The organism is Vibrio sp. Vb1980 (assembly GCF_033338615.1).
Classification (GTDB): Bacteria; Pseudomonadota; Gammaproteobacteria; order Enterobacterales; family Vibrionaceae; genus Vibrio; species Vibrio alginolyticus.
This window is the reverse complement of the sequence record NZ_JAWOSZ010000002.1, coordinates 398,604-420,045: the sequence shown is the minus strand read 5'-3', so window position 1 is coordinate 420,045 and position 21,442 is coordinate 398,604. Positions and strand designations below refer to the sequence as shown.

Here is a 21,442-nt window from a genome sequence, read left to right as displayed (position 1 = left end):
GGCATGTTAACGATCAAAAAACTGGATACACAAGCTCTTCAAGATCAAGTCGTCGACAATATTGAAGCCGTCGAAGGTCGCAGTCTTTGGCAGGATGCATGGACTCGATTTCGTAAAAACAGAGCCGCGATGACATCAGTGTATGTTTTGGCGTTCATTACCTTATGCATCACCTTCGGCCCCTCTCTTGCCGCTTTTGGCCATGATGAAATTGACTGGGAAGTGCTCATCGATCCATACGAGCTAGGGAAACCTTCACTGAGCAGTGGCCATTACTTTGGTACCGATGATCTCGGGCAAGATGTCTTCGCTCGCACGATGCAAGGTGGCAGGCTCTCTATTTTGGTAGGTTTTGTTGGCGCCTTAGTCGCCGTTGTTATTGGTACGATTTGGGGAAGTATTTCCGGCTATCTTGGCGGCGTTGTCGATAGCGTAATGATGCGCATTATTGAGGTGCTCGATTCGGTGCCATTTATGTTTATGGTTATCCTGTTTGTTACCCTTTTTGGCAACAACATCTACCTGATTTTTATCGTGATCGGAATGGTATCTTGGCTGGGCATTGCCCGTGTTGTACGTGGTGTCACCTTCGGTCTAAAAAAGCGAGAGTTCATCGAAGCCGCACACTCTATTGGGGTTTCTAAATTGACAATTGTCCGACGCCATGTTCTGCCTAATGTGCTTGGGATCGTGATGGTTTATTCCTCCTTAATGGTACCAGGATTCATTATGTTCGAATCGTTTTTGAGCTTCTTAGGGCTTGGTGTTCAACCACCAGACACGAGCTGGGGAATCCTAATTTCCGAAGGCGCAAAAACGATTGACGTTGCATTGTGGATGCTGCTTTTTCCCTCTCTGTTTTTAGTTGCCACCCTCTTTTGTTTTAACTTCATCGGCGATGGCTTGCGTGATGCTCTTGACCCGAAAGACCGATAAGGACAAACCCATGCTATCTATTGAAAACATGAACGTGCGCTTCGATACGCCAGATGGGCAAGTGCAAGCGGTCAGTAATCTCTCCTACTCGATTAAAGCGGGCGAAACTCTTGGGATTGTTGGGGAATCAGGTTCGGGAAAAAGCCAGTCTGTTTTCGCATTAATGGGGTTAACCGCGGATAACGGCGCCGTGTCTGGAAGCGCAATGTTCCACGGTGATGATTTACTCGCGATGTCTAAAAAGCAGCTCAACCGCATCCGTGCAGAGAAAATCGGAATGATCTTTCAAGATCCGATGACGTCACTCAACCCATTTATGAAAATTGGCAAACAGCTTTGTGAAGTTCTCATGATTCATAAAGGAATGAGCCGAAAACAAGCAAAAATGGAGTCGATTCACATGTTGGATGCGGTGCGTATTCCCTCTCCCGAAACTAGGATGAATCAATACCCTCACGAATTATCTGGCGGAATGCGTCAGCGAATCATGATAGCGATGGCCTTGTTGTGTAAGCCCGAGTTGTTAATTGCAGACGAACCAACCACCGCGTTAGATGTAACCGTTCAAGCTCAAATTTTGACGCTATTACGAGACTTACAACAAGAGTTCAATACGGCTATTTTACTGATCACTCACGATATGGGCGTCGTCGCCGAGATGTGTGATCGCGTATTGGTCATGTATGGTGGTCAAAAAATGGAGCAATCAGATACCGAGACATTGTTCGCTCAACCTGCGCACCCCTACACTCAAGGCCTGCTAAAGGCGATTCCTTCCATCACTGAAGATATGCCGCGTTTACCAACCATCCCAGGTAACCCACCAAGTGCGTTGATTAACCATCAAGGGTGTCCGTTTAAAGAGCGGTGCGAGCATCGAGAGACGCGTTGCCAATACGAAACCCCACGGTTTTCTCCATTAAACACGAGCCAGTCCATTGCCTGTCACGTTAAAGCACCCAGTGTTATCACTCCCATTCAAATAAAAGCTTAAGGAGGCGTTATGAATAAAAAAGAAGTCCTCATGTCTGCTCGTGATTTAAACGTCCACTTTCCTGTTTCACGTCATCTTATTCCAAGTCGACGTAAAATCGTGAAAGCGGTCAATGGTATCGACTTAGATGTTTACCGAGGTGAGACACTTGGCATTGTGGGGGAATCAGGCTGCGGAAAATCAACACTTGCTCGCGCCTTACTTCGCTTAATTGAACCTACACATGGCGAGTTGACTTGGAAAGGTCAAGACATGCTCGGGTTTAGTAAAAAAGAGCTTTCCTCTCGACGCAGAGAATTTCAGATGGTGTTTCAAGACCCATCCGCTTGTTTGAATCCGAGGTTAACCATCTCAGAATGCATCGCCGAACCACTGCTCACCCACGAGCCAAAGCTTAAACGGGCAGAGGTAGAAAAGCGTGTCATCGCTATGATGGATAAAGTGGGTCTCTTGGCGAGCCAGCGAAACCGCTATCCACATGAATTTTCCGGAGGTCAATGCCAGCGTGTGGGCATTGCCAGAGCATTAATTCTCAATCCAGATTTGGTCGTGTGTGATGAACCCGTTAGTGCACTAGATGTCTCCATACAAGCTCAGGTCATCAATCTTCTAGATGATCTTAAACAAGAAATGGGGTTAACACTGGTGATGATTGCGCATGACTTAAGCGTGGTGCGCCATATCAGCGACCGCGTTATGGTGATGTATCTTGGTAAACCTATGGAAGTAGGACGTTACGATCAAGTATTTGATGATGCTCAACACCCCTACACCAAAGCACTGTTATCTGCTGTCCCGATAGCTAATCCGCAATTAGCACGTGACCGTGAAATACAACTATTGCCCGGCGATCTTCCTTCTCCACTTAACCCACCGAGCGGTTGCGTTTTTCGTACTCGATGCCCAGAAGCAACAGAAGTATGCGGGCAACAGAACCCAATAAAAACAGGCTCGGAGCAGCATCATATCTATTGCTCAAATATGACTTTAGGAACCATTTAATGAACAATACTAACTCAGTAAACCAACGCCTTACGTTATTGCGTGAGGCAATGTCCTTTCACAACGTGTCTGCATATATCGTGACCAACAATGACCCACATAACAGTGAATACTCAGCGGATCATTGGTTAGCGCGAAGCTGGATTTCAGGTTTTACCGGCTCAGCAGGCGATGTCGTCATTACCCAACAAGGTGGTGGCCTGTGGACTGATGGTCGTTACTATATTCAAGCTGAAGAACAGTTACACGGCACAGGACTTGAACTGTTTAAAGCCAAACAACCAGAAACGCCGACAGTTGCCAAATGGCTGGCTACCACGCTACCAGAAAACAGTATTATCGCGGTTGACGGGCGCGCCATCAGTTACGCTTTTTATCAAGGCCTCAAACAAACCTTTGAAGCGAAAAACATTAAGATCATTCTCGACCTGGATTTACTCACACCGATTTGGCTTGAAAGACCACCTCGCCCAAGTGCACCCGTATTCGAGCACCCCACCGCTTTTGCTGGCGTTGACACTGAAAATAAGTTAGCGAGAATCCGTTCTTGGTTAACCGAGAACCAAGTAGATAGCTTATTAGTGTCAACGCTAGATGATGTCATGTGGACAATGAATATTCGAGGTGGTGATACGAATTACTGCCCAGTTTCTGAAGCCTATCTAGTCGTAGAGCAATCACTTGCGACACTGTTTATTGATAAAGCCAAACTGCCTCAAGACGTTGAAAGAGCGCTGACCGATCAGAGTGTACACATTCGCCATTACAACTACGTAAGTCAGTATTTGAATCAGCAATGTGAGGGATTATCGCTCGCTTTTAACCCGACCCACACAGACAGCTTATTGGTGAGTTCGATTGAAGGGAATGTGAATCTAAAGCCAATGGCTTGCCCTGTAACGGCAATGAAGGCCATAAAAAATGCGACCGAGCTAACTAGCCTAGAACAGGCATTAACAGATGATGGTGTGGCAATCGTAAGGTTTATGAACTGGCTCGAAGAGCAAGTTCCAAGCGGACTCGTTACAGAATTGTCTGCTGAGGCACAACTGAATCACTATCGCCGTCAAACCCGACATTATGTGAGTGACAGTTTCCGCACTATCGCAGGCTTCGCAGCTCACGGGGCAAAAATGCATTATGCCGCCGATGAAGAAAGCAATGCGGCAGTCAATGAAAGCAACTTCTTTCTCGTCGATTCTGGTGGCCAATACCTTGGCGGGACAACAGACATCACCCGTACTTTCCACTTCGGGTCACCGACCATTAAGCAGCGCAAAGATTATACCTTGGTGCTCAAAGCGGTCATCCGACTGACTCAGACTCGATTCATGAAAGGCTCTACGGGTGCCAATCTTGATATCATGGCGCGTGGCGTCTTATGGCAACATGGTATTGATTACAATTGCGGCACTGGACACGGCGTGGGCATTTGCTTGAATGTTCACGAAGGCCCACAAAATTTCTCGCAAAGCCACCACGAGGTTGAACTAAAACCGGGTATGGTCATTACTAATGAGCCAGGCGTTTATCGCGAAGGTGAGTACGGGGTAAGAATAGAGAACATTCTTAAAGTTGTAGAAGTAGAACAAAATGAGTTCGGCACGTTTTACGGTTTTGAGACCATCACTCTTGCTCCAATTGCGACCAACGCCCTTGATTTATCAATGCTAGATCAAGCAGAGCTAGACTGGCTCAATCATTACCATTCACGAGTCTATCAAGCACTTAGCCCTTTTCTTGATACGCAAGATAAAAACTGGCTTCAAAGCACAACCCAACTTATTGAGAAATAGGATATCAGCAAGCTTTATAACGTTTTCATTTTCATCTCAAACTCCTTGTTTGCCAGCCTTCGGGCTGGTTTTTTTATAGAGATAACGGCGTGAAAAACAAAAACGCCCCGCAATGTTAGCGAGGCGATCAATTAAATTAAAATGATGCAGTTAAAATGCCCTACTGACGACACTTCTGAGCATCAAAATCAACGACGATGGCGGCATTCTCAAAGTCACCAGAGACTTTAACGTAGCCCCAGTAGTTACTCTGATTTGACAACGTAATACACTCTCCATTACCAATATTATCTGACCACCCGTGAAGATTAGCACCATCCGGCCAACCAGAGTTACTGTATTCAAGCTTTAGGTTGCCCATACCGTTCCCCGTCGTTATCGCCAGATTTGAGCTCTCATTCACCGCTGGCACGCTCAGCCAAATGGTTTGTTGATTTGCCAAGCAAACAGGCTCTCCTGCTGTTAGGCGCCCACCGCTTACTTTACTTTGCACCGCGCAGTCTTGTGGCAATGTGTCATTACCGCCCAACGTTGAGATAACAACACTATGAGTGGCGGTTGCCGTCAAGCCTTCACTGTCTGTCACACTTAGACTGACCGAATACTCCCCTTCACTCCCATATTGGTGCGTCGGCTTGGTTTGTGTACTTGTCGAGCCATCACCGAAGTCCCATAAGACGCTGACGATCTTCCCGTTTGGGTCTGTACTGTTTTCACTGCTAAATGTAATGCTTTCACCGACTTTCCCCTTGTTGTTTGCGGTTATGACTGCATTAGGTGCACCATTTGAGACAAGGGCTTGCTGCCACTGCTCAAACTCACTTTGATATAAATTCGCCCATTGGGTGATCGTTGCTTTGTAATTGCTCCAATTCCCTTGGCGTGTTTCCACCAGCATTTGGTTTACGTCATCTTTATGATTTTCAAACATAAAACGTACAGCTAAGTACCCCCAACGATAAATTCGATCGACATCAAACCCATCATAAGTAGTCTCGAAAATCTCACTTAAGGTATATGTCGAGCCGTCTAAAATCGTCTCAAGTGCTGCTTGGTTGTCATTTTCTTGAGCGACATACTCTGCAATGCCTTCACTCCACCACACTATTTTTTCAGTTGGATGACTAAACCCTCCATAGAGATCAAATCGACCATCTAAGTAATGCACGTATTCGTGCTCTAAGTTCCAGACAAAGTGATCCGCGTTCGCATAAGAGGCTTCATAAGCAATAAAGTTGGGAATATTCCCCGGCTGGGAAGGATCGCCTTCCAAGTACATACCGCCATTGTCAGTACTAATATCGAAAATTGGCCCTGCGTACTTACCATAATCGGTGCTTGAATCGAAGATATTGACTTGGAGCTGAGTATTGTGGTCATCTTTTACTGGCTGTTCACCAGTTTCTAATGACTGATGAAAGTAACCCTCTTCGTAACCCATTTTAGAACATGCGGCCGCGTGTTGCTCTTGCGTCATATTCTGAGACAAAATTCGGATTGTCGAGCTACAAGTATAAGTTTGCGATAGCACCAAGCCTTTTAGCTCAGTTTCGAAATTACAAATTCCGAACTCACTACAATCTGCGTAATATGAGGCGGTGTCCGCCGCCGCAAGCCAAACCGCGTCACCCCGACCATACATTTCATACTGTTCAAAGATTCGACTCAGCTGACTCTTCACAACAGAACTCGCGTTACCCGTATACTTGGTCAGACGCCCGAGCTCTCGCCCCGCATTCGCGGCCATAAACTCATCTTCAGCACCGATTGATGACGCCCTTAGAGCGAAATCGCCTAAAGCTTTGGCAAGGGCTGTTTGGTTACCAATTACTTGCACAAATTGCTCGTTCCACTGCCCACCAAACAAAATAGTGAAAACACCATTAACCGCATTGCGCATATACCAGTGCTGGGCGTATTGATCATTCCAACGAGTAAGCCACTGGGTCACTTGTGGTAAGTACGCGTGCTGCAAGCCCGCACTATCCATAGTGATGATGACTTCACTAAGCACTTTGCCGTGACGATCGCTGTTCTCGTAGAAGTTTGCGTTGTTAACAAACGCATCCACTGATTCTTTCACCGCTGGAGTAACCCATTCAATAAATGAGATGTTGTTATTGTAAAACTCGGCGTAATAACCCGCGCGCAAGTATAAGAACAACGTTTCTAGTTCATCGCTCCCGCCACCTGTATACCCCTCCGCCAATGTCGTAGTACGCTTCGCAATGTTGTACATATGATCGGAACTAAATACCGACTCTTGAATCCGACTTTCAGCAGAGAATAGCTGGTTCACACACGTCGCGCCCTGACTTAAAATTTCGCCGATCAATTGGTTGCTGCTTTCGGTAACCAATGCTTCCAAATCACAAGCAGTGCTCGACTCATCAAGGCTTTCAAGTGACTGTACTCGAGTTGCCTTGGAGGGCTGAATAGGGAGAGTTGCGGTTGGTTGGTATTCAACTTGATTGGATTCAACACCGTGTGTATGAGCCGAATGTGCATGTTGCTCTGTAACTTGAGAAACTGGCTCGCTTAACGCAAATACGCCAGTGCTGGTTAATGTTGTCGCAATCGCGACACTCAAAGTCTTCAGTTCCATCTAATTTCTTCTATATTGAGTTTTCCTTAGATGCATTACGTCTTTTGCATCGCCACTGCCCTTATTACTGCAAGAGCATCTCCATATAATCTACTCGCAAGACAAGATGAAACATTTTGTTAACAACTAAACGTAGCGGTGTCAGTTTTTGGTACTAGAAGGAACACGGAGTGAGCTTCTAAAATTCGTATTTGTTAAAAAATAGAGATGAGCTAGAGAAGAAACGTGTAGTTAAACGGGTATACCCAGCACGTTAAATGGCTAGGTATACTCCAAAGCGGGTCGGTAAAAATTCGCGAATCAAAGCCCCTTCAGAAGGAATCGGGCAATGGGGGAATACTTTGTAGGTTCTAGGCTGCTTTGTGGTCGAAGAGTGCGGTAATTTGCTCTTTTAACGCGTGCAAAAATTCGGTATTTGGTGTGTTTTCAAGGTACATTTCATACTCTTTAGAGTTATAAAAGTACTCATGTGCAGATGCGTTAAGGATCTTACTAAAAGATAGTGTTTCCAACTCGTCTTCAAGGGAACGACTGCTCAGTTCACCATATCCTAAACCGCTATCCTCAGCGAATTGGGACTCAATGTTGCTGACATATAAAGCACAATCCTTAATACAGAACTCGACATTACTTATACGTTGCTCGATGTCTTTGAGCTGATCACTGTTCCATTTAGACTTCTCTTGCTCAAGCTTATCAATAAGCCCACTTTCACGAAGCCTTGAATTGTTATCTTTAATTCTTAGTAGCTCATCAAGCACTTTATTAAACTCAGTTTCAGCTCTAAGTCTTAAGATTTCCAAATCCTTGGAGAACAGCTTTGCTTTAAGTTCACTCGCTTGGTACAAGCCAGAGATAGCAGCATTTCTTTTAACTCCAAACATAAAAACCCACCCAAAAGATACTTATTAAAAAGTAGCACACAAAAAGCCAGATAGAAGACGCAAGGTTTTCGTCATTAGGCTACATTCTACGAACGACACTCGATTGTAGCGCAATAAACAGAATTTTCATCACCATGAAACACATACTATTTGAATGAAAATCACACAGTTACTTTGATAAAAGTATTTATTTCAGAAAGAGTAAGACGTAAGTATGTGATGATGTATATTGACGCTTCAAAACAAAAACGCCCACACTCTACTACCCAAGTCAAACACTAATGTCAGAAACTGGACAAATCACTCACTATTTACAGTAATAAGAAGTCACTGTTTCATTGAAAATCAAAGTGTCAACATAAAGATGGGAAGTAACCGAATCATAGACGGCATCGCTGATGAAACGTTAGAATGCCACTACTTTAATAATCTTCCATAATATTTATGACCGACGCTGATATTGAGCTACAACACCTTTGGTTAGAAGTGCAAGCCGAACGCTGGCAAAACCTGCCACGCTTTTTATTCAGTTACTACTGCTACAAGCACAACCTTGTCAGTAAAACCAACAAAGTTTGCTGGGAGACGGCACGTGCAAGACTGCCCGCTTCAACATCAATAAAAGAGCGAAAAAAGGCGGTGGTTGAACCGTTAGTCCCTGAGGAAGCCGTGGTTGGGTTATTGAAAGCCATCAGCAAAGATGGGGAAATGACATTTGACGTGATGGGAACCACACTTGATACGTTTTTGCATTATGTTGTGATTAGCAAGGAAGAAAAAGCGCGACTTAAATCAAACATGCCAGCTAGTTGGTATCAGCAATCAAACAAGTCGCCTTTGGCACGTTTCGAGCAAGCTGGCATTAAGCTACCAGAGTGATATGTCAGTCATCGCTGAAGATACACAAAAAAGACAAGCGCCTACAATGAGGCGCATTTGGTCAAAAATTGAGGTGCCCCTAAACAAAAGTGCAAAGTGACCAACAAAGAAAAAGTTTGGTTACTCTTGAATGCCTCGAATGCGTACATTACGTCTACGCAAAACTTCTAATGTCACGAGCAAACACACCGACATAAAAATCAACAACGTAGCGACCGCCAATATGGTCGGACTAATTTGCTCTCGAATTCCTGACCACATCTGCCTCGGAACGGTTTTTTGTTCTGCCCCAGTCAGGAATAACGCCACCACAACCTCGTCGAACGAAGTGCCAAAAGCAAACAAGCCGCCAGATATCATCCCTGGACGAATCAGAGGAAAGGTAATGTGTCTGAAAGTATAAACAGGGTTTGCTCCTAAGCTAGCCGCCGCTTTTACCAAGCTATGGTCAAAGCCGCTTAACGTCGCAGTAACGGTAATGACGACAAAAGGCGTACCTAAAGCAGCGTGTGCCAAAATGACGCCTAGATAAGTTTGTGACAAGCCAAGGCGCGTGTAGAAAAAGTACATCGCAGCAGCAGAGATAATGACTGGTACGATCATGGGTGAGATCAACAGCGCCATAATCGTATTGCGAAAAGGCAAATTACTACTGGCTAAACCCAACGCCGCCAGAGTTCCTAGCCCTGTTGCAACGAGTGTCGCCACAAAAGCAATAAACGTGCTGTTTTTCAGCGCCAACAGCCACTGTTCACTAGTAAACATTTCTTGATACCAGCGAGTAGAATACGCTTCCGAATCAAGGTTTAACATCCCCTCGGTAAAAGTAAAGTAAGGCGTTGCATTAAACGATAACGGGATGATGGTCAGAATTGGAGCGATTAAAAAGAACAGCACCACCCCACAAAAAGCTAAGTAACCTGCGTAAGCAACTCGCTCTACTTTTGATGCATAGTTTGGTAATGCCATGGTTATCCCCCTACCTTAAGGTTGTTAATGCCAACCACACGGTTGAACATATAAAACAGAACCAGTACAACGAACAAAAGCAGTCCACCCAATGCGCCAGCCATCCCCCAGTTCAGTGATGTCTGCATATGATAGGCAATCATATTGGAGATCATCTGTCCGCTTCTTCCACCAACCAAAGCGGGCGTAATGTAGAAACCAATAGAAAGAATGAAAGTAAGCAAAGCCCCCGCACCTATCCCCGGTAACGTAAGCGGCATATAAACTTTGATGAACGCAATGAAAGGCGTCGCGCCTAGAGAACGAGCGGCACGGAAATAAGTTGGGCTAATTCCTTTCATTACGCTATACAGAGGCAGGATCATAAACGGCAACAGAATGTGAACCATAGACACCACCGTTCCGAAGGTATTGTGAATCATCTGAATTCGCTCAGAAGTAAAACCCGACCAAATAAGGAGATCATTAATGACCCCTTGGTTTTGCAGCAGAACAATCCAAGACGTGGTTCTGACTAACAATGATGTCCAAAATGGCAGCAGCACAATAATTAAAAGTAAGTTCGCGCGCTTATCAGGTAAATTGGCAAGCAGGTAAGCAACGGGGTACGCCATCACCAAACAAATTAAGGTGATTGAAATAGACATCCAAAAAGTTTTAAAGAAAAGGTCGACGTATATTTGGCGTTTTTCTGGTTGGGGCTCAATGTCTCCAAACTCATTCACTTGCAAGTCTAGCGCTGCAAGATAGTGACTGAATGTTAATGCGCCACTAAGATTCTTAAACGCCGCCCAATATTTAGGATTAGTCCATCGCTTATCCAGCTTAGCCAACTGTGTCACCGAGCTCGGCAGCGACGTCAAACGAGACAACTTTCTGCCGGTTTTCATGAGTAAACTACGCATACCAGACTCTTCAATATTCATCCGGTTGGCTATTTTCGGCAGCTCTTTGCTTTGATAAAGCGCAAGTACTTCAACAGAGAATGCCTCAATGACTTCTTGATGAGGCTGACCTTGATAATCCCAACTTTCTAAGGCTTGAATAGTTTGTGGTAGTGACAGGGATATTTCTCGGTTATCCACGCTTCTAAAAAGCATGTCGAGGATAGGAAAAGCAAACGTAAGCAGAATAAAACACACCAATGGCGTTGTGAGCATAATGGAGCGAAGCTTTTTTCGGCGCTCCGCCTTTTGCAGCTGCGCTTTCAGATTGGTTTCTTGCTCATGAACTTGGCGTTCGATCTCCAATACAGAATCTAATGCGGTTAGCTCTCGACTCATGCTGCTACCTCGCTACTTTGAGTTTGTGTCCCATCAAGAGCATGGCAATCGTCACTTTGCCAACCAATACGACAAATGGAGCCAGGCGTTAACTGCAAGTGTTTACGATTATCGTTAGGTACTTTAACGATGAAGTGGCCAACGCTCTCTACTTCGACGACCAAACGATAATGATCACCGTGATAAATCAATTCTCGTAGGACGCCTGAGACTTGGTTCTCACAAGACGCTTTCTCTGGTTGAATAACAATCTTTTCTGGTCGAATGGAAAGCGTTGTTCTCTGCCCTTGCTCAGAGACTCTGACAGGTTTCGCAGTAAATAGCTCTTTCCCAACGAGCACTTGGCAATACTTTCCGTTCCACTCTTTGACTAAACCTAAGAGTTGGTTGTTTTCTCCAATAAACTGCGCAACAAACGTATTACTCGGAGATTCATAAAGCTCGGTTGGTGTCGCGAGTTGTTGCACTTCGCCGTGATTAAAAACCGCAATACGGTCGGACATAGTGAGAGCTTCGTCTTGATCGTGCGTCACATACAAAATGGTAATGCCAAGCTTTTCATGCAAATGTTTAATTTCCATCTGCATTTGCTCGCGCAGCTGCTTATCTAATGCGCCTAGTGGTTCATCCATCAACACGAGTTTAGGCTCAAACACTAATGCTCGCGCTAACGCGACACGCTGTTGTTGACCACCTGATAACTGCTTTGGGTATCGAGTCGCAACATGCTCAAGCTCGACCATTTCTAATACACTCTGAACTTTGCTTTGAATCGTGTCACTGTCGAGTTTTCGCACCTTTAAAGGAAACGCAAGATTCTCAGCAATGGTCATATGTGGGAACAACGCATAGTTTTGAAACACCATACCAATATCGCGCTTGTGCGGCGCGAGATGATTGACAGGAACGCCATCAATATAAATGTCTCCACCGGTCGCAGTTTCAAAGCCTGCTAGCATCATCAAGCAAGTGGTCTTGCCCGATCCTGACGGCCCCAACATAGTAACGAACTCTCCAGGAGCAATATCTAAGTTGAAGTCTTTCACCACCAAATTCGTGCCATCGTAGGTTTTCTTAACGTGTTGAAAGCTGACATAGTCCTTGTTTTCCGTGCTCATGACTTCCCTCTTCTCATTTTTTGAATATTACGAATGAGTAGAGCGTCAGATAACGCTCTACTAAACAGCACAATTACAGATTGTATTTGGATAGGTCTAAGCGGGTTTCTAACGCATGTTCAACCATTTGAATGACTTGTTGACGCTCTTCACCTTGTAAGAGTTGGCGTGGCGCACGAACTTGTTCAGAGCCACGTCCGCAGACTTGCTCGGCCAATTTTATGCACTGAACCAGCGTAGGAATGGTGTCTAAACGCAGTAGGGGTAAGAACCAACGGTAGATCTCTAACGCTTCAGCATAACGACCTTGGCTTGCCAGTTTATAAATCGCAACGGACTCTTCTGGGAATGCGTTGGTTAAACCAGAAATCCAGCCGGTCGCACCTAGCATCAATGATTCAAGAGCGATGTCATCAACACCACTGAACACGGTAAAGCGGTCATCAAATTTATTGTAAAGCTCGGTGATACGACGAGTATCAGTGGTCGACTCTTTGATAGCTACAATACTTTCAAACTCAGCCAGTTTCGCCATGATGTCGAGGTTTACATCGACACCATAAGCAACCGGGTTGTTGTAAATCATGATTGGCATTTCTGGCGTTGCTTCTGCTATCGTGCGGTAATATTCGAACGTTTCGCTCTCAGACGTGCGGTAAACCATGGCAGGCATCACCATACAACCATCGATACCAATTTTGTACGCATCCTGCATGTAATCAACAGCTGCTGTGGTAATAGACTCTGCTGTACCAGCAATCAAAGGCACACGGCCATTTACGACTTCTTTTGCCGCTTGCAAGACCTGGCGTTTCTCCTCCGGGTACAACGCACAGTTCTCACCGACAGTACCCAAGCAGATAATGCCATTCACACCATCTTTAATTTGGTTATCTATAACAGTTTGCGTTGCGTCTAAGTCGATTGACTGATCTTGACGAAATTGCGTACTGACCGCCGGATAAACACCTTTCCAATCAATTTTCATGAACTACTTTCCTTATATGTATATTGTATGCAATTTAAATGAACGAGCAAAAATGCTCAGGCATGGCTATCTATGCCATTTTCTAACAACACCGCCTTTACAGCGGCCAAATCAGCCAAAGCACTGCCAACTGATTTGTATAAAGTAATGACCTCATCGTTTTGACGTCCTGAGATTTGTTGGGCGCAAAGCTGCGGTAATTCCCCTTTGATATCGTCTGACGTGAATACGCCCTCTTGAATTGGAATGAGAAGATCGCCCGCTTCGGCTAATACATTAATACGGCTATCAACATACACCTGTGCTCGTTGCACTGCTTTAGAGTCGCATTCACGCTTGTCCAAGTCATGATTACCGACCAAATCAATATGGGTGCCCGGCTGCACGTCTGCGCCATTAAACAAAGGCTCTGCTGATGCAGTAATACAGCTGATGATGTCAACGTGTTTGATAACGTGGTCCACTTTTTCTACGACTGAAACGCGAAACCGACGCTCATCAGGAAGCGACTGATACTCTGAAGATGACACAATGTCATCTACCGTCGCCTCGGCTTTATCTGAGTTACGCCCCCAAATATAAACCTGCTTAAGTGGGCGAACCGCAGCGTATGCCCACGCAAAATAAGGCGCAAGATTGCCCGTTCCGCAGATCAACAGACGATCAGCATCAGGACGCGCCAAATAGTCCGCTGCCAACGCAGAAGCTGCGGCGGTGCGCCAAAACGTTAAAACTTTACCGTCCACGAGTGCGAGCGGCTCACCATCGTTTCGTCTAAAAACAAGCAGCTTAGATGCAAGCGTATCTTTGCCTTGCTCAGGGTTATGCGGGAAATACGTAAAGGCTTTCACCGCAATCAACTCCTGGTTCCAAGCTGGAAGTAGCGCAAACGCCTCGTATTCTCCCTCTTCTAAGGGCATGACTCGGCGTTGAGGTACTGTTGCTGGCCGCGAGTACATTTCACGCATCGTTTCAATAAGAGACTTCATTGTTAAACATTGCGCGACTTGCTGTGCTTCGATGACTTTCATCATTTCTCCGAAAACATAAATACAGTTGAGGAAAGTACGGAACCTCGCTTATGGATGAAAACTCGACCCCATACACAAATTAACGCCTAGTTAAGCAGCCAGGTATTGAACTCTTCATTGAGTTCATCCGCGTAGTCTGACCACCATTCATCGTTAATCAGGAAGGCGGTTTGGAAGTTTTGAGGTGCGGTAGGAAGGTTCGCTAAAATGTCTGGGTTCACCTCCGCCGAAGACGACTTACGCGTAGGCCCATAGGCAACGTACTTAGCTTGATCAGCTAATGGTTTTGTTCCTGAAGAAAAAGCAATGAAGTCCAATGCAAGCTTTGTGTTCTCACTCCCTTTAGGTATCGCCCATCCATTCATGTAACCCATTTGACGGTCCCATATAATCCGAAATGGTTGACCTTCATCCTTACGGGCATTGTGGATTCGGCCGTTAAACGCCGAGGCGATCACCACTTCTTTGTCTGCAAGCATTTGAGGTGGCTGGGCACCTGTTGTCCACCACAGCACTTCTGATTTGATCGTATCCAACTTAGCAAAAGCACGCTCACGCCCCGCTTCGGTTTCGAGCAGGCTGTAGACCTCTTCTGGCTTTACACCATCAGCCAATAGTGCCCACTCAAGATTACCCTGAGGCTGTTTTTGCAATGCACGTCGACCTGGAAAAGTTTTTAGGTCAAAGAGATCGGTCAACTTGCTAGGCAAAGCCTTACCTTTAAACGCGTCTTCGTTCACCGCTAATACAGTGGACACTACGATGGTATTGATTGCGCACTCGTGAATCGCACCATCAATAAAATCCTCTTGTGCTGGTGTTCCATCTGCGCCCGGAGGCAAAATACTTGGGTTCACTGGTTCTAGTAACCCTTCGGCGCAACCACGAACAATGTCTGGCTTGTCGAGAGAAACCAAATCCCAGCGCACGTTGTTCGCTTCCACCTGTGCTTTAATTTCGGCTAATCCGCCGCTGAAATCCTCGGATACGATCTCGACACCTGTTTTTTTAATGAAAGGCTTGTGATATGCCTCCACTTGGCTCTTGGTGAATGCACCACCCCAAGACACGACCGTCAATTTGTCTTCAGCATAAGCAGAGGTCCCCAACAGCATTCCTGAAATCAACAGCGCCAATGGTGCTTTGGTCATTCGTGACATGTTTTACTCCTTTTGGTTGTTTTTCTGGAGGCATCCGAGTACGGCTGTTGGACACCATTTTTGTTAAAATTAAGTTAACATTAGCATTTAATATATTTTATACAATATTTAATATTAAATTTTTTCAGGCGAATCGTTGTAATGAAAAAGGTGAAAGATCAATCGATGTCGGCTTTCCTTCGATAAGCTCTAAAAGGAGATCTGCCGTAATCGCCGCTTGAGTTAATCCAAGGTGTTGGTGGCCAAATGCCAGTAATACATTTCCATCCCAAATGCTATCAATAACCGGTAACGAGTCGACTGTTGAAGGCCGATTCCCCATCCACTTTTCTCCTTGCTTGAGTGGATGTAACCTCGATTCAAACATCTCATCACCTAACTGAAAAAGCATTTCTGAACGTTTCATATTGGGTGGTGACTCTACATCGGCATACTCAACAGTGCCTGCCAAGCGTAGCCCGCCAGACATCGGAGTCATGATGAATTTTCTATCGGCAGAGCTAATAGGAAATGGCAATACATCACGCTTGTCATCCACCATTAGGTGATAACCACGCTCGGCTTGAATAGGCACTTTGACTCCGGTTAGCTGCCGTATCAAAGGCTTAGAATGTACACCAGCGGCAACAATGATTCGGTCAAATGAATACGTTTGAGACTCAACCAGCACCTCGCCATTTTTCGCCAACGCAGATACACCTTTTTGTAAAACCATACCGCCAAGAACTTCAAAAGCTTCACTTAGCTCAACACAGAGCTGATAAGGGTCTAGCGTATGACCTGTATCGGGAAAAAAGACGCCGACAAAAACCTTATGGCTGAGATCAGGTATCCTCTCTCGAATCGCCTCTTGTGTCCAAACTTGATACGCCACACCGTTTTTAGCCAGTGAGTTAAGCGTACTTTGGTAGTCTTTAAACAGTTTCTCGTTTTCAAAAGTGAGCAATGAACCATTCATTTTTATTAGATGCGCTTTTCCGATTGAATCAAGCATGCCACGCCAACTTGCCACTGACCGCTCGTTAAGAGTTTTAATCGCGTTTTTTGCCTGCTCCGCGGCTGATGGCTTTGTTTGTAATAGAAAACGAATCATCCACCCGATAGTGCTTGGAATATCTTGCCAACGGATCGAAACCGGACTTTTGGGATCTAGCAGCATTTTAGGTAATTGTGAAAGCAGCGCTGGCGTTGCAAGAGGGAAGATTTGCTCAGTCGCGATATGGCCTGCATTTCCCTTAGAGCATCCATTCCCCACGCCATTGGGATCAAAAATCGTGACTTGATAACCTTGCTGCTGCAACTTCAATCCAATTGATAAGCCGATAATCCCCGCACCTATCACGGCGATCCTTTCCTTTTTGGTTTCATCCTTGACCAACATAAATATGCTCCGAGTCACACTTGAAAACGTAGATTGTATACAATATATTTTACATTACGTTAACATCACCATTGTTTAATTCAACCATTTTTTCAGCAAGGAGCGAAAAATGAGACAAGGAACTTTTTTCTGTATTGATGCCCACACCTGCGGCAACCCAGTTAGGCTGGTCGCAGGCGGTGTGCCTCCACTCGAAGGCAATACCATGAGCGAAAAGCGCCAATACTTTCTTGAGCATTATGATTGGATTCGTCAGGCACTCATGTTTGAGCCTCGCGGACACTCAATGATGTCGGGGTCAGTTGTCTTGCCTCCTTGCAGCGATAACGCAGACGCTTCAATTCTGTTTATTGAAACCAGTGGCTGCTTACCAATGTGTGGCCACGGCACCATTGGAACCGTCACTACCGCTATCGAGAATCGCCTTATCACTCCCAAAAAAGAAGGCCGTTTGATACTTGATGTCCCAGCAGGACAAATCGAAGTGCACTACCAAACAAAAGGTGACAAGGTCACGTCGGTGAAGATATTTAACGTACCAGCTTACCTTGCCCACCAAGACGTAACCGTGAACATAGAGGGCTTAGGTGAGCTCACTGTCGATGTTGCTTATGGCGGAAACTATTACGTAATCGTCGATCCTCAAGAAAACTACGCCGGACTTGAACACTACTCTCCAGATGAAATTTTGATGCTTTCTCCAAAAGTTCGCGAAGCGGTATCTCGAGCGGTTGAGTGCGTACATCCAGAAGATCCGACAGTGTGCGGTGTTTCTCACGTGCTATGGACCGGAGAGCCCACTCAAGAAAACGCCACCGCTCGAAATGCTGTGTTTTACGGCGACAAAGCGTTGGATCGCTCGCCATGTGGTACGGGTACTAGTGCACGCATGGCGCAATGGCATGCAAGAGGCAAACTCAATCAAGGAGAAGACTTTGTTCACGAAAGTATCATCGGCAGCCTATTTCAAGGACGTATAGAAGGCATTACCGAAGTGAATGGCAAAGCCGCTATTTTGCCAAGTATTGAAGGATGGGCACAAGTATACGGTCACAACACAATATGGGTAGACGATGAAGATCCATATGCGTACGGATTTGAAGTGAAGTAATAAGGATAGTAAGGAAGAATGATGAACCCACAAGAACCAACCACTTTTTACGCAGTCAACGCCTTTACTGGTGAGCCTCTACCTATTGCGTTTCCGGTACATGGAGAGCAAGAAGTTAATCAAGCCGCCTCAGCCGCCCAAAGCGTTGCGCGTGAGTTTCGCCAACTAAGCAATGCAAAGCGAGCGAGCTTACTTTGCTCTATCGCCTCGGAATTGGAAGTGAAGAGTGAAGAAATCGTTGCTCGTGCTCATTTAGAAACAGCCCTTACCGAAGCACGTTTAAGCGGTGAAATAGGACGTACCGCGAGCCAATTAAGACTATTTGCCGAGGTTGTGAGATCGGGTAATCACCATAAAGCAATTTTCGATACGCCAAACCCAAACCGTCAACCAATGCCAAAACCAGATATTCGCCGTCAACAAATCGCAATTGGCCCTGTCGCCGTGTTTGGTGCGTCTAATTTTCCGCTCGCATTTTCTACGGCAGGTGGTGATACGGCTTCGGCACTGGCAGCTGGCTGTCCTGTGATTGTAAAAGGCCATACCGCCCACCCTGGCACCAGTCAACTTGTTGCAGAGTGTATTGAGGCTGCACTTGAGAAAGAGTGCTTACCGCAAGCCATCTTCACGCTATTGCAAGGCAACAAACGCGCACTTGGCCAAGCACTCGTTACCCATCCAAAAATTAAAGGGGTTGGGTTTACAGGTTCCGTCGGTGGTGGCCGTGCGCTGTTCAATCTAGCTCAGCAAAGACCAGAGCCAATCCCCTTCTATGGTGAACTAGGGGCGATTAATCCAACATTTATTCTCCCTTCAGCCATACGAGCAAACGCCTCATTGGCTGAAGAGTTTGTGGCTTCTATGACTTTGGGCTGTGGACAATTTTGTACAAAACCAGGCGTTGTATTTGTCTTGAATAGCCCAGAAACGCAAGCCTTTATCGAAATCGCTCAAGGGTTAATTCGACAACAATCAACGGCCACTTTGCTAACGCAAGGAATCCGAGAAACGTATGAATCCGAAGTGGATAAGCGAGCTTCCGAAACAGGCATTAACGTAACTCGTTCTGAACAAGCAGAAGTGACCAATGTCGCACCAGCACTGTTCGTGACGGACAGTAAAAACTGGCGTAAAAACCCGCAATGGGAAGAAGAAATATTCGGTCCTCAATCGTTGATCGTAATCTGTGAAGATTTCGATGACATGTTGAAACTGAGTGATTCACTGACTGGCTCGCTCACCGCAACCCTTCACGCTACCGCTGAAGACGAAGAACAAGCCAAGCAACTGCTTCCAAGTTTGGAAGAAATCGCCGGACGCCTTGTATTCAACGGTTGGCCAACTGGCGTCGAGGTTGGTTACGCTATGGTTCATGGTGGACCATATCCGGCTTCAACCAATTCTGCCTCAACATCTGTCGGGGCAGAGGCTATTCATCGTTGGTTGCGTCCCGTCGCTTATCAAGCTTTACCAGAATCTTTATTGCCGGATTCATTAAAAGCGTCGAACCCACTGGGTATTCAACGCGCCATAGATGGCAGTGTGTCCCAATAAAATCACCAAATGGCTCAAAAAGGCATCAACTGATGCCTTTTATTTCACTCTACTTCTCAAAACCTTCTTTCCTAGTTGGTTTGTGCCAGAAAAACAATAAACTACTAAAGTAAAATGGATTGGATACAATATTAATTTTACGGGAGACTTCAATGTCACAGAAACCTGTTTTTAAAACGCGTACTCAGCTCGTTGAGGAAGCAATTCGAACTCAGATCTTGAAGGGCGAATTAAAAACTGGTCAACCTTTACGTCAAGATGCGTTAGCAAAAGAGTTTAATGTTAGCCGAATTCCTGTGCGTGAAGCGTTAGTTCAATTGGAAGCACAAGGACTCGTTAGCTTTGAACCTCACAAAGGTGCGACGGTCACTGAGCTATCTCCAGAGAAAATCAATGAGCTATTTGAACTGCGCGCTGTCGTGGAATGCCACATTTTAGAGCGTGCGATTCAAAATATGACAGACGCTGACCTTGAACGCGCGCGCGAAGTTCGCGAACGTTTCGAGTCAGTAGTGAACAGTGGCGACGAAGTAGAAGAATGGAGCAACTACAACTACGAGTTCCACAAAGCCCTATATGCGCCAGCCAACATGCCTGAAACTATGGACGTCATTTACAACCTGAACACAAAGTGTGACCGATACATACGCATGCAGCTATTGTTTACTACAGGCATTAAAAAGGCAGAAGAAGAGCACTTAAACTTGTTTGAAATGTGCCAAAATCGCGATATCGAAGGCGCTAAGTATCTACTGAAAAAGCACATTCTAGAAGCAGGCACAGCGATTCGAAACCTGCTGCTTGAAAGGCAAAATATCAACCAGTAAATGGAATAACGAATAAGGTGATATTCAAGGATGAATGTTGGACCAAAGTTTTTACTTGCAGCGCTACGACAAAAGATTAAAGAAGAAGGGCTTTGCTACAATTCCTTGTCAGAGAAAAGTGGCATCCCTTTATCTAGTATTAAACGCCACCTACATAATCCAGCTTTAGGTTTGGATAAAGTACTTATTTATCTGAACTACCTGAATACCGATCTCGTCGAACTCGCAACCTTAGCCAACGAGCTTCAGCACCAAAACGAGCAAATGCTAACAGATGAAGAGAGCGCCCTTTTCGTTGAGCATCCTTATTTACTTGATTTTATTTATATGCTGACTTCTCGTGATATTAAACCGCAAGAGATAGCCCAAACTTACGGACTTTCTGATACAAGCTTACGATTCTATTTGCGTATCGCGGAAATTCTAGGATATGTCGAAAACTTCGGAGACGGCTTGTTTTACCGTTCTGGTCGTCGATTTATTATGGAAGAAGGTACGGCATTAGACACCTTATTCAAAGAGCGATTTCAACAAGATTCGCTTTCTCATGATATCAACCCAGGCGTATGTATAGGTCGCATTAGGCTCACCGAAGAGCAGAAAGTGCAAATAGAGGACGAGCTTTGTAATAAATTAGCGAAACTTAACGCAGTTAACACTTCCAACAATGAAGGTGAACTAACAAATATATTAATGCGCTGCACTCCCGGTGCTCAGATATTTTTCGCTGATGATTTACCTAACATTGACGGAAGCTTATTAAAGCACGTCGCTCAACTCACTAAATTAAGTTAAAGCATCAGATAAATAAATCAAACACCCCCGAGATAACATCATATATCCCTACCAAACTATTGATTCAAAGCGTTTCCTGAATCTAATTCTGATTTTTTATTTAGCAAGCGTCGCTTAGTCAACTAAGAA

At 45.3% G+C, this 21,442-nt stretch carries 18 protein-coding genes; 9 read left to right on the top strand and 9 right to left on the bottom strand.

Going from position 1 to position 21,442, the window contains the following annotated elements:
* Positions 1–3: 3 nt before the first annotated feature.
* The 4 genes from R7F64_RS05095 to R7F64_RS05080 are packed head-to-tail and all read left to right on the top strand — an operon-like array spanning position 4 to position 4,728.
* Positions 4–936, top strand: a complete 933-nt coding sequence (locus tag R7F64_RS05095) for an ABC transporter permease subunit (protein WP_005377839.1) — start codon at positions 4–6, stop codon at positions 934–936.
* 10 nt (positions 937–946) lie between these two features.
* A complete protein-coding gene (locus tag R7F64_RS05090; RefSeq protein WP_318071496.1) occupies positions 947–1,930 on the top strand; it encodes an oligopeptide/dipeptide ABC transporter ATP-binding protein in 984 nt (327 codons plus the stop codon).
* Between the two features lie 9 nt (positions 1,931–1,939).
* Entirely contained in the window at positions 1,940–2,932 is a 993-nt protein-coding gene (locus R7F64_RS05085; protein ID WP_017633963.1) for an ABC transporter ATP-binding protein, read from the top strand.
* Positions 2,932–4,728 carry an aminopeptidase P family protein gene (locus R7F64_RS05080; protein ID WP_318071495.1) on the top strand — a complete coding sequence of 599 codons (1,797 nt, stop codon included), beginning with the start codon at positions 2,932–2,934 and terminating at the stop codon, positions 4,726–4,728. Before R7F64_RS05085 ends, R7F64_RS05080 begins: the two co-directional genes overlap by 1 nt.
* A 160-nt stretch (positions 4,729–4,888) precedes the next feature.
* Here the strand turns inward: R7F64_RS05080 and R7F64_RS05075 are convergent, their stop codons facing one another.
* Positions 4,889–7,333 (bottom strand): collagenase, encoded by a 2,445-nt coding sequence (locus R7F64_RS05075; RefSeq protein WP_318071494.1) that lies wholly within the window; start codon positions 7,331–7,333, stop codon positions 4,889–4,891.
* Between the two features lie 350 nt (positions 7,334–7,683).
* Entirely contained in the window at positions 7,684–8,217 is a 534-nt protein-coding gene (locus tag R7F64_RS05070; RefSeq protein ID WP_054574080.1) for a hypothetical protein, read from the bottom strand.
* A 444-nt stretch (positions 8,218–8,661) separates the two neighbouring features.
* Between R7F64_RS05070 and R7F64_RS05065 the strand changes: the two genes are divergently transcribed.
* Positions 8,662–9,096 carry a hypothetical protein gene (locus R7F64_RS05065; RefSeq protein ID WP_017820898.1) on the top strand — a complete coding sequence of 145 codons (435 nt, stop codon included), beginning with the start codon at positions 8,662–8,664 and terminating at the stop codon, positions 9,094–9,096.
* A gap of 120 nt (positions 9,097–9,216) precedes the next feature.
* Here R7F64_RS05065 and R7F64_RS05060 read toward each other — a convergent pair whose 3' ends face one another.
* The 7 genes from R7F64_RS05060 to R7F64_RS05030 all read right to left on the bottom strand — a co-directional run bounded on the left by R7F64_RS05060 (position 9,217) and on the right by R7F64_RS05030 (position 17,026).
* Entirely contained in the window at positions 9,217–10,065 is an 849-nt protein-coding gene (locus R7F64_RS05060) for an ABC transporter permease (RefSeq protein ID WP_213968899.1), read from the bottom strand.
* A gap of 2 nt (positions 10,066–10,067) precedes the next feature.
* Positions 10,068–11,348, bottom strand: coding sequence for an ABC transporter permease (locus R7F64_RS05055; RefSeq protein WP_213876515.1), 1,281 nt, complete (start codon positions 11,346–11,348; stop codon positions 10,068–10,070).
* On the bottom strand, positions 11,345–12,466 hold the full coding sequence (locus R7F64_RS05050) for an ABC transporter ATP-binding protein (RefSeq protein ID WP_104974198.1): 1,122 nt from the start codon (positions 12,464–12,466) through the stop codon (positions 11,345–11,347). Before R7F64_RS05050 ends, R7F64_RS05055 begins: the two co-directional genes overlap by 4 nt.
* 73 nt (positions 12,467–12,539) lie before the next feature.
* Complete coding sequence (locus tag R7F64_RS05045) at positions 12,540–13,454, bottom strand: dihydrodipicolinate synthase family protein (RefSeq protein WP_213876519.1); 915 nt, start codon at positions 13,452–13,454, stop codon at positions 12,540–12,542.
* 56 nt (positions 13,455–13,510) lie between these two features.
* Complete coding sequence (locus R7F64_RS05040; RefSeq protein ID WP_318071542.1) at positions 13,511–14,485, bottom strand: ornithine cyclodeaminase family protein; 975 nt, start codon at positions 14,483–14,485, stop codon at positions 13,511–13,513.
* A gap of 86 nt (positions 14,486–14,571) precedes the next feature.
* Positions 14,572–15,645, bottom strand: a complete 1,074-nt coding sequence (locus tag R7F64_RS05035; protein WP_054576452.1) for a polyamine ABC transporter substrate-binding protein — start codon at positions 15,643–15,645, stop codon at positions 14,572–14,574.
* Positions 15,646–15,769: 124 nt separating this feature from the next.
* Complete coding sequence (locus tag R7F64_RS05030; protein WP_170890586.1) at positions 15,770–17,026, bottom strand: NAD(P)/FAD-dependent oxidoreductase; 1,257 nt, start codon at positions 17,024–17,026, stop codon at positions 15,770–15,772.
* A 109-nt stretch (positions 17,027–17,135) separates the two neighbouring features.
* On the opposite strand from R7F64_RS05030, the gene R7F64_RS05025 reads away from it, so the two are divergent.
* The 4 genes from R7F64_RS05025 (at position 17,136) to R7F64_RS05010 (ending at position 21,313) form a co-directional block, all read left to right on the top strand.
* Positions 17,136–18,137, top strand: a complete 1,002-nt coding sequence (locus R7F64_RS05025; protein ID WP_054576450.1) for a 4-hydroxyproline epimerase — start codon at positions 17,136–17,138, stop codon at positions 18,135–18,137.
* 21 nt (positions 18,138–18,158) lie between these two features.
* Complete coding sequence (locus R7F64_RS05020) at positions 18,159–19,691, top strand: aldehyde dehydrogenase (NADP(+)) (protein WP_318071541.1); 1,533 nt, start codon at positions 18,159–18,161, stop codon at positions 19,689–19,691.
* A gap of 152 nt (positions 19,692–19,843) precedes the next feature.
* Positions 19,844–20,518 (top strand): GntR family transcriptional regulator, encoded by a 675-nt coding sequence (locus R7F64_RS05015; protein WP_318071493.1) that lies wholly within the window; start codon positions 19,844–19,846, stop codon positions 20,516–20,518.
* A 30-nt stretch (positions 20,519–20,548) separates the two neighbouring features.
* Positions 20,549–21,313 (top strand): transcriptional regulator, encoded by a 765-nt coding sequence (locus tag R7F64_RS05010; protein WP_206959169.1) that lies wholly within the window; start codon positions 20,549–20,551, stop codon positions 21,311–21,313.
* Positions 21,314–21,442: the final 129 nt, after the last annotated feature.